Source organism: Actinobacillus ureae ATCC 25976 (assembly GCF_000188255.1).
Lineage (GTDB): Bacteria > Pseudomonadota > Gammaproteobacteria > Enterobacterales > Pasteurellaceae > Actinobacillus > Actinobacillus ureae.
In genome coordinates this window covers 46,756-61,350 of sequence record NZ_GL831080.1, presented here as the reverse complement: position 1 = coordinate 61,350, position 14,595 = coordinate 46,756, and the positions used below count along the sequence as shown (strand labels likewise).

13 protein-coding genes and 3 pseudogenes are annotated in these 14,595 nt (G+C 39.1%); 15 read left to right on the top strand and 1 reads right to left on the bottom strand.

Going from position 1 to position 14,595, the window contains the following annotated elements:
* Positions 1-164: 164 nt before the first annotated feature.
* The 4 genes and pseudogenes from HMPREF0027_RS11390 (at position 165) to HMPREF0027_RS00290 (ending at position 3,176) form a co-directional block, all read left to right on the top strand.
* Positions 165-1,133, top strand: a pseudogene (locus tag HMPREF0027_RS11390) (mannose/fructose/sorbose PTS transporter subunit IIA).
* 14 nt (positions 1,134-1,147) lie between these two features.
* Positions 1,148-1,921 (top strand): PTS mannose/fructose/sorbose transporter subunit IIC, encoded by a 774-nt coding sequence (locus HMPREF0027_RS00300; RefSeq protein WP_005621077.1) that lies wholly within the window; start codon positions 1,148-1,150, stop codon positions 1,919-1,921.
* Between the two features lie 10 nt (positions 1,922-1,931).
* Positions 1,932-2,719, top strand: a pseudogene (gene manZ, locus HMPREF0027_RS00295) (PTS mannose transporter subunit IID).
* Positions 2,720-2,807: 88 nt separating this feature from the next.
* The gene (locus tag HMPREF0027_RS00290; RefSeq protein WP_044024182.1) at positions 2,808-3,176 is read left to right on the top strand and encodes a hypothetical protein; all 369 of its coding nucleotides are present in this window, start codon (positions 2,808-2,810) and stop codon (positions 3,174-3,176) included.
* A gap of 54 nt (positions 3,177-3,230) precedes the next feature.
* On the opposite strand, the pseudogene HMPREF0027_RS00285 reads toward HMPREF0027_RS00290, so the two are convergent.
* Positions 3,231-4,021 (bottom strand): annotated as a pseudogene (locus HMPREF0027_RS00285) (Cof-type HAD-IIB family hydrolase).
* 472 nt (positions 4,022-4,493) lie between these two features.
* Here HMPREF0027_RS00285 and mnmG point away from each other — a divergent pair.
* From mnmG to HMPREF0027_RS00230, 11 genes are all read left to right on the top strand, one after another.
* Positions 4,494-6,386, top strand: a complete 1,893-nt coding sequence (mnmG, locus tag HMPREF0027_RS00280) for a tRNA uridine-5-carboxymethylaminomethyl(34) synthesis enzyme MnmG (protein WP_005621065.1) — start codon at positions 4,494-4,496, stop codon at positions 6,384-6,386.
* A gap of 98 nt (positions 6,387-6,484) precedes the next feature.
* On the top strand, positions 6,485-7,096 hold the full coding sequence (gene rsmG, locus HMPREF0027_RS00275) for a 16S rRNA (guanine(527)-N(7))-methyltransferase RsmG (RefSeq protein WP_005621063.1): 612 nt from the start codon (positions 6,485-6,487) through the stop codon (positions 7,094-7,096).
* Between the two features lie 344 nt (positions 7,097-7,440).
* Entirely contained in the window at positions 7,441-7,824 is a 384-nt protein-coding gene (locus HMPREF0027_RS00270; protein ID WP_005621060.1) for an ATP synthase subunit I, read from the top strand.
* Positions 7,825-7,848: 24 nt separating this feature from the next.
* Entirely contained in the window at positions 7,849-8,637 is a 789-nt protein-coding gene (atpB, locus tag HMPREF0027_RS00265; protein WP_005621056.1) for a F0F1 ATP synthase subunit A, read from the top strand.
* A 118-nt stretch (positions 8,638-8,755) separates the two neighbouring features.
* Positions 8,756-9,010, top strand: a complete 255-nt coding sequence (gene atpE, locus HMPREF0027_RS00260; protein ID WP_005599073.1) for a F0F1 ATP synthase subunit C — start codon at positions 8,756-8,758, stop codon at positions 9,008-9,010.
* A 59-nt stretch (positions 9,011-9,069) separates the two neighbouring features.
* Positions 9,070-9,540 (top strand): F0F1 ATP synthase subunit B, encoded by a 471-nt coding sequence (atpF, locus tag HMPREF0027_RS00255; RefSeq protein ID WP_005621051.1) that lies wholly within the window; start codon positions 9,070-9,072, stop codon positions 9,538-9,540.
* A gap of 13 nt (positions 9,541-9,553) precedes the next feature.
* A complete protein-coding gene (atpH, locus tag HMPREF0027_RS00250; protein WP_044024181.1) occupies positions 9,554-10,087 on the top strand; it encodes a F0F1 ATP synthase subunit delta in 534 nt (177 codons plus the stop codon).
* Between the two features lie 12 nt (positions 10,088-10,099).
* Positions 10,100-11,641, top strand: coding sequence for a F0F1 ATP synthase subunit alpha (atpA, locus tag HMPREF0027_RS00245; RefSeq protein WP_005621046.1), 1,542 nt, complete (start codon positions 10,100-10,102; stop codon positions 11,639-11,641).
* 22 nt (positions 11,642-11,663) lie between these two features.
* A complete protein-coding gene (gene atpG, locus HMPREF0027_RS00240; protein ID WP_005621044.1) occupies positions 11,664-12,530 on the top strand; it encodes a F0F1 ATP synthase subunit gamma in 867 nt (288 codons plus the stop codon).
* 13 nt (positions 12,531-12,543) lie between these two features.
* Positions 12,544-13,917, top strand: a complete 1,374-nt coding sequence (gene atpD / locus HMPREF0027_RS00235; RefSeq protein ID WP_005599061.1) for a F0F1 ATP synthase subunit beta — start codon at positions 12,544-12,546, stop codon at positions 13,915-13,917.
* Between the two features lie 39 nt (positions 13,918-13,956).
* Complete coding sequence (locus HMPREF0027_RS00230; RefSeq protein WP_005621041.1) at positions 13,957-14,376, top strand: F0F1 ATP synthase subunit epsilon; 420 nt, start codon at positions 13,957-13,959, stop codon at positions 14,374-14,376.
* Positions 14,377-14,595: the final 219 nt, after the last annotated feature.

Below are 14,595 nucleotides of genomic sequence, written 5' to 3'. Positions count from 1 at the left end.
GGGGTGCAGATCATGATTAACAAAGGGCTTTTTTTATAAAAAAACTGATCTAGATCTCATATTTATCATTATCCATTTGCAAAAAGGCAAACGATTACATATTCTCGCAACACCACTAAAGCGGTTTAGCAAATTAAGAAATTATACAAATACAGAGGTGAAAAATGGTGCATTTGATCATTGCAGCTCATGGAAAATTAGCCCTTGAGTTGGTCAATTCCGCACAAATGGTATATAGAGAAACAGATAATGTTCATCCGGTTATCTTTGTGCCGGGAGAAGGTCAAGATACGCTAGTCGAAAAATATGAAGCGATTATTGCCACGCTTCAGCCTACCGATAGCGTCCTGTTCTTGGTCGATTTATTTGGCGGTAGCCCGTACAACGCAGCAGCCAGAATTGTCGCAAAACGCCCGCAAGACGATATAGTGACCGGTAAAAACCTACCAATGTTACTTGAAGTTATAGATGCTTCAGCCGATGCAAAAACGGCAACCGAACTTGCTATAACGGCAAAAGAAGTAGGGCACTTAAGCGTTAAAACTTTTCATACTCCACAACCAACATCTCCAGTTCCATCAGAGGAAGCCTCTTCCGAATAATCCTCATCTCTTCCTGCCAATTTCGATCCAAACGGACGTATGAATATTTCATTAATGCGTATCGACAGCCGTTTAATTCACGGTCAAGTGATGACATCTTGGGCGAAAACGGTGAAATGCGAAGCAATTTTTGCGATCAGTGATGAAGTGGCAAATGACGATATTCGCCGTGAATTATTGCTACAAATCGTTCCTGAACATTTAAAAGGCTATGTGATTACGGTCGATAAAACGATCAAAGTCTGACATAACCCTAAATACGCCGGTAAAAACATTATTTGGTTGGTCTCCAACCCGTCAGATATCGTTCGCTTAATTGAAGGCGGTGTGAACATTAAAAATGTCAATGTCGGCGGTATGACTTTCCGTGAAGGCGACAAACTTATCTCTCAAGCGGTGGCGATAAACCAAACCGATTTAGCCGCCTTCTACAAACTCCTCGAGTTAGGCGTAGATATGTCATTACAACAAGTGGCGGCAAACAAAAAAGAACCGCTTGATAAAGCACGTCTTGATGCAATCAAATTCTAATTAAGGATTTTATTATGACTAGTATTGAAATTATTTTAGTAACCTTAGTCGCTGCAATCTGCGGTATGGGTTCCGTACTTTATGAACGCCAAACTCACCGCCCACTTGTGGCTTGTACTTTAATCGGCTGGGTGTTAGGCGACTTACAAACCGGTATTATCATGGGTGGTACACTTGAAATGTTAGCCTTAGGCTGGATGAACGTGGGGGCGGCAATGGCACCGGATGCAGCATTAGCATCAGTGATTGCGGCAATCTTAGTAATCAAAGGCGGCCAAGATAAAGGTACGGCAATCGCTATCGCCATTCCGGTGGCTGCGGCAGGTCAGGTATTAACCATCTTCTTACAACATAAAGCAGATAAATTTGCAGAACAAGCAAACTTCTGCGGCATTGAATTCTGTCACTTTGCCGGTCTTTATTTACAAGCATTACCTGTTGCGATTCCAACTTTCTTCGTAGCGCTGGTAGCAGGTACGGATACTGTAACCGAAGCGTTAAATGCGATTCCTGAAGTGGTAACTCGCGGTTTGCAAATCGCTGGTGGCTTTATCGTGGTGGTAGGTTATGCGATGGTCATCAATATGATGCGTGCCGGTGCGTTAATGCCGTTCTTCTTTATGGGCTTTGTGATTGCATCATTCTCAAACTACAACTTAGTGGGACTTGGTTTCTTAGGTGCGTGTTTAGCAATGCTTTACATCCAATTAAATCCACAATTCAACCAATCGGTAGCAGCGCCTCGCACCACTAAAAAATTAGCGGATAACGAGTTAGAAGGTCTATAAGGAGCAAATTATGTCAGAGAAAAAACAACTTACCAGTGCAGATATTCGTGCGACTTATTGGCGTTCAACTTTCCTCTTAGGATCATTTAACTTTGAACGTATGCAATCAATGGGCTTCTGTGTATCAATGATCCCAACGATTAAACGTCTTTACAGCCGTAAAGAAGATCAAGCGGCAGCATTAAAACGCCATTTAGAGTTCTTTAATGCGCAACCATGGGTCGGTTCGGCGATTATGGGTGTAACCGCAGCGATTGACGATGCGGCAATTAGCGGCGTGAAAGTCGGTTTAATGGGTTCTCTTGCTGGTGTCGGCGACCCGATTTTCTGGGAAACATTACGTCCGGTATTAGCCGCAGGCTTAGCGATTAGTGGTAGCATTCTCGACCCATTATTATTCTTTATCGGTATTAACCTTTGCCGTGCACTTACTCGTTGGTACGGCTTCAAGTATAGTTACCAAAAAGGGACAGAAATCGTTTCTGATATGGGCGGTGGTCGTCTGCAAAAAGTGACGCAAGGCGCTTCTATTCTCGGTTTATTTGTGATGGGTTCCTTGGTGTCGAAGTGGACCAGTATCAACATACCGTTTGAGCTTTCTCGCTATAAAACGTAATGGGTGAAGAAGTGGTTACCACCGTGCAAAGCGTGCTTAACGACTTATTACCGGGTTTAGCGGCATTATTGCTAATCTTCTTATGTATGTGGTTATTACGTAGGAAAGTAAATGCAATGTACATTATCTTCGCACTATTCGGCGTCGGTATTTTAGGCTATTGGTTAGGTATCTTAGCTTAATCATCCCATACAAATGATTTACCCCCTCTTTATCCTAGAGGGGGTATTTTTTATAATACAAGCGGTCAAATTTACAGGAAATTTTACAATGGGTTTAAAGAAAGCGTTAAAAGCGCCGGAACAACAATATATCAAAAACAGTTCGATGTTAGTTACCGCCTTATTTATTATTGCTGGCGTTTTATATTACCCGACTGACGGCTACGGATCGGTGATTGCACTTGTATTAGCGATTATTGTGATGTTCGGGCAAAAGATGTTAATTAGTCAAACTCGTAAATATTTTGCGGAGATGTATGCGGCAAAACAGCAATATGAGCAGAGCAAAAACAAAGATTATTTAGAATTTATCCGCTTGCGCGGCACACAAATATTAAATGACAATAAAGTGCTTTCCGAGCAAGCAAAACACGAAATAGACACATTACTCAATTTTGTCAAACAAAATAGCCAATAATGGATAAGCGGTCGTATTCTTGCAATTTTTTGCCAAAAGACGACCACTTGTTCTTTATGGAAATAGCTTATTTAGTACTAACGCAATGCCATCCTCATTATTTGATGCTGTCACATAGCTCGCTGCAGCTTTAATCTCATCCGGCGCATTCGCCATCGCCACGCCGAAACCTACATACTGTAACATATCAAGATCATTAAAATTATCGCCGAAGGCAACGATATGTTCACTAGTGATCCCTAGTTTTTGTTGCATAAAGCGGATCGCTTTCGACTTCGTTGCCTTACTATTCATAATCTCTAAATATTCCGCTTTAGAACGATGAATGGAAAGTTGTGGAAAAAGTGATTTCAATAACGTTTCTAATCGCAAAATTTCATCAGCCTCACCCATAACCAAGATCTTATGTACATTGGTAAGTTTTTCGGCTTTTTTAACCGCTTGTAAACCGGTAATTTCCCCCTCTTGCTTGGTCCAATAATTATCAACATCATTACTAAACCATAAGGTATTCGCATAGTAATTAATAGATAAATGCTGAAAACTTTGTAGTTGTACATCTAATTGAATAAGATCCGTTTCATTGATGGAGATACTATAAAGAGGGGTTAGATTACGATCTAAAATTAATGCTCCGCTATAACATATAATAGGCTGATTCGCTTGAAGCTGTAGAGAATAAGGAGTGATAGCTAGAGGCGGGTAAGCGGAGACAAGAATAAGGGAATGTTCTGTTGAGCGATACGCTGAATAGCAGCTGCCGTTTTAGGTGTTATTTGATGCTGATTATTAAGCAACGTGCCGTCAATATCGCTAAAAACGGCTTGATAGTGAGTCGTTTGCATTATCTTCACTCCATTTTTATTTGTTAAATAGTATGCTTACTATACGCCTTTTCAATGAATTTTTACATCAATAATTTATTTTTTCGTTTGTGGATAACTTTATATTTTCCTCTTTAAAACTTGAGATCTATTATAGAATAACTTTAAATTTTCACCATTCCGTGGATAACTAAGCCTTTTATCCACAATTAAGATCATCATAACATTCAAGATCTTTACACAAAAAGATCTTCTGTAACGTTATAATTCTATTATTAAAAATAGACTTATCCTCAAATATTTAAAGCACTAATAATTATAACAATAAAGATCTCTATATAGAGATCTATATTACTATTGACGATCCGCGGATCCGAACTTAAGATCACGTTTCAGCCCCAAAATTGCATTTTCCAGATCAATATGTTTTAAGGTAGAATAGCGATCTTTTTATTTAGGCGAAACAGAATATAAAACAGCAAAGGCAAAGAATATGATTTATCGTGAAATTTACGATGTAATTGTGGTTGGTGGAGGTCACGGAGGGACAGAAGCAGCTCTTGCTCCTGCTCGTATGGGACTAAAAACCCTACTCTTAACACATAATTTAGATACTTTAGGACAAATGTCTTGTAACCCAGCGATTGGTGGTATCGGCAAAGGCCATTTAGTAAAAGAGATCGATGCTATGGGCGGTTTAATGGCAATTGCGACTGACCAAGCAGGAATCCAATTCCGTACTTTAAATAGCTCGAAAGGGCCAGCCGTACGTGCGACTCGAGCACAAGCCGACCGCGTACTTTACCGCCAAGCTGTACGAACTGCATTAGAAAATCAGCCAAATTTAGATATTTTCCAACAAGAAGTGGTTGATATTTTAGTTGAAAATAACCGTGCGGTGGGCGCTGTAACTAAAATGGGGCTCACCTTTAAAGCTCGTTCTGTGGTATTAACGGCAGGCACTTTCCTTGCCGGTAAAATTCATATTGGTTTAGATAACTATGCTGGTGGTCGAGCAGGTGATCCTGCTGCAACGATGCTTGCAGATCGTTTACGTGATCTAAATTTACGCGTTGATCGTCTTAAAACAGGTACGCCACCACGTTTAGATGCTCGTACGATCAATTTTGATGTATTGGCTAAACAACATGGTGATGCAGAATTACCTGTAATGTCATTTATGGGCTCAGTTGATCTTCATCCTCGTCAAATTCCTTGCTATATCACACATACCAATGAACAAACGCACGATTTGATCCGCAATAGCTTAGATCGTAGCCCAATGTACACTGGTATCATTGAAGGGATCGGTCCTCGCTACTGTCCGTCGATCGAAGATAAAGTGATGCGTTTCAGCGATCGTAACAGTCACCAAATTTATCTCGAACCGGAAGGTTTAAGTACAATTGAAGTTTATCCGAACGGGATTTCAACCAGCTTACCGTTTGATGTTCAAATGGGTATCGTAAATTCGATGAAAGGTTTGGAGAACACTCGTATTATCAAACCGGGTTATGCGATTGAGTATGATTATTTCGACCCTCGTGATCTAAAACCGACTTTAGAAACCAAAGCGATTGAAGGCTTATTCTTTGCCGGTCAGATTAACGGTACGACTGGTTATGAAGAAGCAGCAGCCCAAGGCTTGTTAGCAGGTATTAATGCCGCATTACAGGTTCAGGGCAAAGAGGCATGGTTCCCAACACGTGATCTTGCTTATACCGGTGTATTGGTTGACGATCTTTGCACGCTCGGCACTAAAGAGCCGTATCGTGTCTTTACCTCTCGTGCGGAATATCGTTTATTGCTACGTGAAGATAACGCTGATATTCGTTTAACCCCGATTGCACACCAATTAGGCTTGATTGATGATGCACGTTGGGCGAGATTTAATCAAAAAATGGAAAATATCGAGCGTGAGCGCGAACGTCTAAAACAAATTTGGATTCACCCTCAATCGGAACATTTAGCGGCAGTCAACGAGTTGGTAAGTAGTCCGCTTACCCGTGAAGCAAGCGGTGAAGACTTATTACGCCGTCCGGAAGTGACCTATGAAAAACTTGTGCAAGTCGCTGCTTTTGCGCCTGCTTTAGACGATAAACAAGCAGCTGAACAAGTTGAAATTTCGATTAAATACCAAGGTTATATCGAACATCAGCAAAATGAGATTGAACGTCATAAACGTCATGAAAATACTTTAATTCCGGCTGAATTTAATTATGACAAAGTTGAGAGCCTATCAAACGAAGTGCGTGCGAAGCTGATGCAACATCGTCCGGTTTCGATTGGGCAGGCAAGCCGTATTTCAGGTATTACACCGGCTGCGATTTCAATTCTGCTGGTGAATTTGAAAAAGCAAGGTATGTTGAAACGAGGCGAATTATAATTTGCTGATTAGGAAGCACGGAATATACGGAAATTAATTTAATGATTATTTTCAGTATGTTCCGTGTTTTATTGTGTAAAACATAAGGATTTTGCAAAATGAAACAAAAATTAGACCGCTTGCTGGTACAAGCTCAAATTAATTTGACCGATCAGCAGAAAGAGCAATTGGTTGGTTTTGTGCGTTTATTAGGTAAATGGAATAAAGCCTATAACCTGACTTCTGTGCGTAACCCGGATGAAATGTTAGTGAAGCATATCTTGGACAGTTTAGTGGTAAGCGAGCATTTACAGGGCGAAAAGTTTATTGATGTAGGAACAGGACCAGGATTACCGGGGATTCCGCTTGCGATTGCAAATCCGGATAAACAATTTGTATTATTAGATAGCCTTGGCAAACGAATTACCTTTATTAAAAATGCATTACGTGAATTAGGAATTACAAATGTAACCCCTGTTCTTTCTCGCGTAGAGGAATATACGGAGCAGACCTTTGATGGGGTGTTAAGCCGAGCTTTTGCTAGCCTAAACGATATGGTGGATTGGTGTTACCATTTACCGAATCCGCAAGGTAAATTTTATGCGCTTAAAGGGATTTATGCTGAAAGTGAAGTGCAAGACATTGAAAAGCCGATTCAGTTAGAGCAAGTGCTTACACTCTCAGTTCCAGAATTAATCGGAGAACGTCACTTAGTTGTACTTATGAAGTGATGATGAAGTGCCGTCAAATTTTGGGTGTTTGTATTAAGTGATACTTTTTACCCTTTGAATAAAGGGTATTATTTATATGCTAGTTATAAGTCTTCTTATTATAGGAAAATTTCCAAATTTTTGTTGATAATGTAAATAGAATGTGAAAAAAGAATACTGGCGATAGCTTACTTTTTCTTATGTTTTTCTATAAAAAAATGCAATGTTAACCTTTTTGTAACAAAAAAGGCAAAAATCGCTTTTTTGTGAAGTTTTCATATTTTAATCTATTGTTTTGTATCGTATAATCTGAAGAAACATTTCATTTTTTACAGAGGGCATTAGGCTGTTAGATAGGAAATAAGATGTCTACTGTAATAAATAAAGCCAAACAACACTATATAAGAGCATTAAAAATCGAGAGTTTACTTCTCCTAAGTACAGTCGGTTTCTTGATAGTTTGGAAAGGTGTTGATGGTATTTCATTCTTGGGCGGTGCTTTATCAAGTTTTCTCCCTCATTGTGTCTTTGTTTATTGGATTTTTTTCAAAAAGACTACAAAAAATCAGTCAAGAATGGGTACATTTTACCGTGGTGAAGGATTAAAATGGTTAATCACTATTTTATTAGTGGTTATGTGTTTTAAATTACTTCCTTCTCTCCATATTGTTCTGTTTTTTGTAGGGTATTTAATGGCGTTATTTTTTAATAATGTCATTCCGTTTATTTTAAGTAAACGAACTCATTAATTTTTTATTCTAAAAGGATTCATTATGGCTGGAACTACCGCAGAATATATTAGCCACCACTTGAGTTTTTTGGCTTCGGGTGATGGTTTTTGGGCTGTGCATTTAGATACGCTCTTCTTTTCTCTTCTTGCTGGAGTTATTTTCCTTTTTGTATTTTCTAAAGTTGCTAAAAATACGACTGCCGGAGTACCAGGAAAATTACAATGCCTAGTGGAAATTATTATTGAATGGGTTGATGGTTTAGTTAAAGATAACTTCCATGGACCTCGTAATGTAATTGCTCCACTTGCACTCACTATTTTCTGCTGGGTATTTATTATGAATGCCATTGACTTAGTTCCAGTAGATTTCTTACCTCAGTTAGCGAATATGTTAGGTATTCATTACCTTCGTGCCGTACCTACAGCTGATATCAGCGCTACATTAGGTATGTCTATTTGCGTATTCTTCTTAATTCTGTTCTATACCGTAAAATCAAAAGGTTTTAGCGGCTTAGTAAAAGAATATACGCTCCATCCGTTTAATCATTGGGCATTTATTCCAGTAAACTTTATTCTTGAAACTGTAACTCTACTTGCAAAACCGATTTCTTTAGCATTCCGTTTATTCGGTAATATGTATGCGGGTGAGCTAATCTTTATCCTTATCGCAGTAATGTATATGGCGGATAACTTTGCATTACAAGCGTTAGGTATTCTATTGCATTTGGTTTGGGCTATTTTCCATATCTTAGTAATTACGCTTCAAGCCTTTATTTTTATGATGCTAACGATTGTTTATTTGAGTATCGCTTATAACAAAGCGGATCATTAAACGAACCTAAAGAGCGGTTAAATTTTCTCAATATTTTGCAAAAATTTGAGCGCTTGAATTATTTGTATTAACAACAACCTGCCTTCGGGCGAATTCCTCAATCTTAATGGAGAACATTATGGAATCAGTAATCACAGCAACAATTATTGGTGCATCAATCTTATTAGCTTTCGCTGCTCTTGGTACAGCTATCGGCTTTGCTATCTTAGGTGGTAAATTCTTAGAATCATCTGCTCGTCAACCTGAATTAGCAAGTAGCTTACAAACTAAGATGTTCATCGTGGCAGGTCTTTTAGATGCTATCGCAATGATCGCTGTAGGTATTTCTTTACTTTTCATCTTCGCGAACCCGTTCATTGATTTATTGAAATAAGTCGGGTCTCTCTTTTCCGTTATTCTTTGAATAACTTAACCGACTTTTAGGAGGGCGTTGTGAATTTAAATGCAACACTAATTGGCCAACTTATTGCATTCGCACTGTTTGTTGCGTTTTGTATGAAATATGTTTGGCCACCGCTTATTAAAGCGATCGAAGAGCGCCAAGCGAATATTGCTAACGCTTTAGCATCAGCTGAAAAAGCGAGACAAGAACAAGCAGATTCTAAAGCGGCAGCGGATCAAGAAATCCTCAAAGCAAAAGAAGAAGCACAGAAAATTATTGATTTAGCAACCAAACGTCGTAATGAAATTTTAGAATCTGTACAAGCAGAAGCTGAAATCGAACGTCAACGTATTATTGAACAAGGTTGTGCAGAAGTAGAAAGCGAGCGTAAACGTGTTCAAGAAGAGCTTCGTCAAAAAGTGGCCGCATTGGCTGTTGCCGGTGCAGAAAAAATTGTTGGTCGTTCCGTTGATCAAGCAGCGAACAATGACATTATTGATAAGCTAGTTGCAGAACTATAACAAGGTGGGGCAGATGTCAGAATTAAGTACAGTAGCTCGCCCCTACGCTAAAGCAGCTTTTGATTTTGCTTTAGAGCAAGGTCAGTTGGATAAATGGCAAGAAATGTTACAGTTTTCAGCATTAGTTGCTGAGAATGAACAGGTGGCGGATTATATTAATTCGTCTCTTGCAAGCGGTCAGATTTCGGAAACTTTTCTCCAAATTTGTGGCGACCAGCTTGACCAATATGGGCAAAATTTTATTCGTGTAATGGCTGAGAACAAACGTCTTGTTGTGTTACCTGCAGTACTTAATGAATTTATTGAGTTACGTGCGCAACATGAAGCGGTAAAAGATATTATCGTTGTTTCAGCAAGCGAATTAAGTCAAGCACAAATCGATAAAATCGCAAGCGCGATGGAAAAACGCTTAAATCAAAAAGTACGTTTAACTGTTCAATTAGATAACTCTCTCATTGCTGGCATTATTATTAAATATGATGATGTAGTCATTGATGGTAGTAGCCGTGGTCAGTTAAATCGCTTAAGCCAAGCGTTGAGCTTGTAAGAGGAATAAAAAATGCAACTAAATTCAACTGAAATTAGTGAATTGATTAAAAAACGTATTGCCCAATTTGATGTGGTGAGCGAAGCTCAAAGCACAGGGACAATCGTTTCAGTAAGCGATGGTATTATTCGTATCCATGGTCTTACTGATGTAATGCAAGGTGAAATGATCGAATTACCTGGCAATCGTTATGCTATTGCGTTAAACCTAGAACGTGATTCTGTAGGTGCGGTAGTAATGGGGTCTTATGCTGACTTAGCTGAAGGTATGACGGTTAAATGTACCGGTCGTATCTTAGAAGTTCCGGTAGGTCGCGGGTTATTAGGTCGTGTGGTAAATACACTTGGTCAACCAATTGATGGTAAAGGTGAAATCGATAATGACGGTTTCTCTCCGGTTGAAGTTATTGCGCCGGGTGTTATCGACCGTCAATCAGTAGATCAACCTGTACAAACCGGTTATAAAGCGGTTGACTCAATGGTGCCAATCGGCCGTGGTCAACGTGAGTTAATCATCGGTGACCGTCAAACAGGTAAAACAGCATTAGCAATCGATGCGATCATTGCACAGAAAGATTCGGGTATTAAATGTATCTATGTCGCAATCGGTCAAAAAGCATCTACTATCGCTAACGTAGTACGTAAATTAGAAGAACATAGTGCATTAGCAAATACAATCGTTGTTGTAGCATCTGCTTCTGAATCTGCGGCACTACAATACCTTGCACCATACTCTGGTTGTGCTATGGGTGAATATTTCCGTGATCGCGGTGAAGATGCGTTAATCGTTTATGATGATTTATCTAAACAAGCGGTTGCTTACCGTCAAATTTCATTATTATTACGTCGTCCACCAGGTCGTGAAGCATTCCCAGGTGACGTATTCTACTTACACTCTCGTTTATTAGAGCGTGCAGCACGTGTAAGTGCGGATTATGTAGAGCGTTTCACTAACGGTGCGGTAAAAGGTCAAACTGGTTCATTAACGGCATTACCTATTATCGAAACACAAGCTGGTGACGTATCTGCGTTCGTTCCTACAAACGTAATTTCAATTACTGATGGTCAGATCTTCTTAGAATCAAGCTTATTTAACTCAGGTATCCGTCCTGCGGTAAACCCAGGTATTTCGGTATCTCGTGTAGGTTCTGCTGCTCAAACTAAAGTAATTAAGAAATTATCTGGCGGTATTCGTACAGCATTAGCTCAGTACCGTGAATTAGCAGCATTTGCTCAGTTTGCATCAGACTTAGATGATGCAACACGTAAACAGCTTTCTCATGGTCAGAAAGTAACAGAATTACTTAAACAGAAACAATTTGCGCCAATGCCGGTAAGTGAACAAGCATTAGTTCTTTTTGCGGCTGAATTTGGTTATTTAGATGATGTAGAGCTTGAGCGTATAGGTTCATTCGAAGCTGCCTTACTTGCTTACGCAAATAGTAATCACACTGATTTTATGAAGGATTTAGCAAAATCTGGCGATTATAACGATTCAATTAAGGATCAATTAAAAGCTATCGTAGAAGACTTCAAAAAGAACGGTGCGTGGTAATCACGACTAGCGGAGAAAGATTATGGCAGGTGCTAAAGAGATAAGAACCAAAATTGCGAGTGTGAAAAATACCCAAAAAATCACCAAAGCAATGGAAATGGTTGCTACCTCTAAAATGCGTAAAACGCAAGAGCGTATGGCTGCCGGTCGTCCTTATTCGGAAACAATCCGTAAGGTGATTAGCCATATTGCTAAAGGAAGCATTGGTTATAAGCACCCGTTTTTAACTGAACGAGATATTAAAAAAGTTGGTTACTTTGTCGTATCAACCGATCGTGGGTTATGTGGCGGTCTTAATATCAATTTATTCAAAGCGACTTTGAATGAATTTAAAACGTGGAAAGATAAAAACGTTAGTGTTGAGCTTGGCTTAGTAGGTTCAAAAGGCGTGAGCTTTTACCAAAGTCTCGGTTTAAATGTGAGATCTCAGGTAACGGGCTTAGGTGATAATCCTGAAATGGAACGTATTGTCGGTGCGGTTAATGAAATGATTAACGCTTATCGCAATGGTGAAGTGGATGTGGTTTATATCGCTTATAACCGTTTTGAAAATACGATGTCGCAAAAACCTGTTATTGCACAATTACTTCCATTACCTAAACTAGAAGATGATGAATTAGAAACTAAAGGTTCATGGGATTATATCTATGAACCAAGTCCACAAGTTTTATTGGACAGTTTACTTGTTCGTTATTTAGAAACTCAGGTATATCAAGCAGTTGTCGATAACCTTGCTTCTGAACAAGCCGCTCGAGTGGTAGCAATGAAAGCCGCAACAGATAATGCGGGTACATTAATTGATGAATTACAATTGGTGTATAACAAAGCTCGCCAAGCAAGCATTACAAATGAATTAAACGAAATTGTTGCGGGTGCCGCAGCAATTTAATGGAGAATAGGTAATGGCAACAGGAAAAATTGTACAGATTATCGGTGCGGTAATCGACGTTGAATTCCCGCAAGATGCAGTACCAAAAGTATATGATGCCTTAAAAGTTGAATCAGGTTTAACACTTGAAGTTCAACAACAATTAGGTGGTGGACTTGTGCGTTGTATCGCATTAGGTACATCAGACGGTTTAAAACGTGGCTTAAAAGTTGAAAATACGGGCAACCCGATTCAAGTACCGGTTGGTACTAAGACTCTTGGTCGTATTATGAACGTATTAGGTGAACCGATCGATGAAAAAGGTCCTATCGGCGAAGAAGCTCGTTGGGATATTCACCGTGCAGCACCAAGCTACGAAGAACAATCAAACAGTACTGAATTACTTGAAACCGGTATCAAAGTTATCGACTTAATTTGTCCATTCGCAAAAGGTGGTAAAGTAGGTTTATTCGGTGGTGCCGGTGTAGGTAAAACCGTTAATATGATGGAATTAATCCGTAATATCGCAATCGAACACTCTGGTTACTCAGTATTCGCAGGTGTTGGTGAGCGTACTCGTGAAGGTAATGACTTCTATCACGAAATGACGGATTCTAACGTATTAGACAAAGTATCACTTGTTTACGGTCAGATGAATGAGCCACCAGGTAACCGTCTTCGTGTTGCTTTAACAGGCTTAACTATGGCAGAAAAATTCCGTGATGAAGGTCGTGATGTATTATTCTTCGTAGATAATATTTACCGTTATACGCTTGCTGGTACAGAGGTATCTGCATTATTAGGTCGTATGCCATCTGCGGTAGGTTATCAGCCGACACTTGCAGAAGAAATGGGGGTATTACAAGAACGTATTACTTCGACTAAAACAGGTTCTATTACCTCTGTTCAAGCGGTTTACGTTCCTGCGGATGACTTAACGGACCCTTCTCCAGCAACAACTTTCGCACACTTAGACTCAACAGTGGTATTAAGTCGTAATATCGCATCTCTTGGTATTTACCCTGCGGTTGACCCATTAGATTCAACTTCTCGTCAATTAGATCCATTAGTTGTTGGTGAAGAACACTATAATGTGGCACGTGGCGTACAAGGTACATTACAACGCTATAAAGAGTTAAAAGATATCATCGCTATTTTAGGCATGGATGAGTTATCTGAAGACGATAAATTAGTGGTTGCTCGTGCACGTAAGATCGAACGTTTCTTATCACAGCCATTCTTCGTTGCGGAAGTATTTACCGGTTCTCCGGGTAAATATGTATCATTAAAAGATACAATCCGTGGCTTCAAAGGTATCTTGGAAGGTGAATTTGACCATATCCCAGAACAAGCATTCTATATGGCTGGTTCAATTGACGAAGTAGTGGAAAGAGCGAGCAAGATGTAATTGTTCCCAGATCTCAATTAGGAACTAAAGGAGAACAACATGGCATCTCAATTTGAGCTTAGTATCGTAAGCGCTGAAAAAGAAATCTTCAATGGCGATGTAGTTAGCGTTCGTGTAACGGGTGTAGATGGTGAATTAGGTGTGTATGCAGGACATACACCTTTATTAACCTCGATTAAACCTGGTATGGTTAAATATACACTTGAAGATGGTAAAGAAGAGTTTATCTATGTGTCTGGCGGCTTTTTAGAAGTTCAGCCAACTATCGTAACTGTTCTTGCTGATATTGCGATTCGCGGTGAAGAGTTAGATCAACAACGAATTCTTGCTGCAAAACGTAAAGCAGAAGATACATTAAGCAAATCAAATAATGCGGAACTTTCTGCAAAACTATCTCGTGAAATTGCTAAATTACGAGTTTATGAAATCGTAAATTCAAAATTAGCAAATAGACGTTAATCAAAAAACCTCAGTGTTTTCACTGAGGTTTTTCTTTTTTTACTTCTTTATAATTATTTTCCTGCATTTTATTAATATGATTCTTATATATCGTTGCGGTGAAAATTCTTAGACTTAAAAAAGAATTAAGCTTTATTCTATTATTGTTAATAATTTATTAATAATTTGTTAATTTTGTTCTAAAAATTAGCAAACGGTAGATTTTTCTAAATTTTTTGC

Coding starts and splice junctions, on each gene's coding strand:
- HMPREF0027_RS00290 (WP_044024182.1), top strand. CDS start 2,808: ATGGGTTTAAAGAAAGCGTTAAAAGCGCCGGAACAACAATATATCAAA.
- atpD (WP_005599061.1), top strand. CDS start 12,544: ATGGCAACAGGAAAAATTGTACAGATTATCGGTGCGGTAATCGACGTT.
- rsmG (WP_005621063.1), top strand. CDS start 6,485: ATGAAACAAAAATTAGACCGCTTGCTGGTACAAGCTCAAATTAATTTG.
- atpE (WP_005599073.1), top strand. CDS start 8,756: ATGGAATCAGTAATCACAGCAACAATTATTGGTGCATCAATCTTATTA.
- atpH (WP_044024181.1), top strand. CDS start 9,554: ATGTCAGAATTAAGTACAGTAGCTCGCCCCTACGCTAAAGCAGCTTTT.
- HMPREF0027_RS00270 (WP_005621060.1), top strand. CDS start 7,441: ATGTCTACTGTAATAAATAAAGCCAAACAACACTATATAAGAGCATTA.
- atpB (WP_005621056.1), top strand. CDS start 7,849: ATGGCTGGAACTACCGCAGAATATATTAGCCACCACTTGAGTTTTTTG.
- atpA (WP_005621046.1), top strand. CDS start 10,100: ATGCAACTAAATTCAACTGAAATTAGTGAATTGATTAAAAAACGTATT.
- HMPREF0027_RS00300 (WP_005621077.1), top strand. CDS start 1,148: ATGACTAGTATTGAAATTATTTTAGTAACCTTAGTCGCTGCAATCTGC.
- HMPREF0027_RS00230 (WP_005621041.1), top strand. CDS start 13,957: ATGGCATCTCAATTTGAGCTTAGTATCGTAAGCGCTGAAAAAGAAATC.
- atpG (WP_005621044.1), top strand. CDS start 11,664: ATGGCAGGTGCTAAAGAGATAAGAACCAAAATTGCGAGTGTGAAAAAT.
- mnmG (WP_005621065.1), top strand. CDS start 4,494: ATGATTTATCGTGAAATTTACGATGTAATTGTGGTTGGTGGAGGTCAC.